Here is a 609-nt window from a genome sequence, read left to right as displayed (position 1 = left end):
CTGGTGAACTCGCGGAGTACCTCGCTCTGGTGCACGACGTCGGTAAGGGATGCTGCGCCTGGCAGGTGGGCCTGCTGCAGCGGGCCGAGCCGGAAGGAAAGCCGGTGGGGATCCCGCACAAGGAGGCCGGCGCCCGTCTGGCCGCCAAGTACGCGGGCCTGCCATTCGCCGCTGCGGTGCAGGGGCATCACGGCGGTCCTCCGGACCAGCAGAAGATCAAGGACGTGCTGACCGCGCTCCAGGGCAGCGGGCCGGATGCCGAGGCCGCGCGTGAGGCCACTCGGCGAGTTGCCGGGCTGGTTCCGGAGATCGTCCGCACGGGGCCGGTGGTGTTGCCGCCGTGGGTGTCGGCCTTGCGGGGGGCCGCTGCCCGGACCGAGGTGGACCTGCTGGTGCGCATGGTGTTCAGCTGTCTGGTGGACGCCGACTTCCTCGACACCAGCGCGCACTTCGACGGCTGTGTGGCGCCGCGGCTCGCCCCGGCGAGGGACATGGCTCTCTTGTCCCAAAGGTTCGAGGAGAGGCGTGCCGCGTTCCTGGCGAAGCGGCCGGCGTCCCCCGTGGACGAGAGCCGCGGCCGGGTGTTCGCCGAGGTGGTGGCCGCTGCCG

General features: G+C 72.1%; 1 protein-coding gene. It reads left to right on the top strand.

What is annotated here, in order from left to right; all coding sequences use genetic code 11:
• On the top strand, positions 1-609 hold a 609-nt coding region (locus G3I17_RS39225), incomplete at both ends, for a CRISPR-associated endonuclease Cas3'' (RefSeq protein WP_164604503.1).

Origin of the sequence: Streptomyces sp. SID13031, assembly GCF_010548305.1 — a bacterium.
Taxonomy (GTDB): Bacteria; Actinomycetota; Actinomycetes; order Propionibacteriales; family Kribbellaceae; genus Kribbella.
Note: the sequence above shows the minus strand (reverse complement) of the source record. Positions and strands in the feature narration are given on the sequence as shown.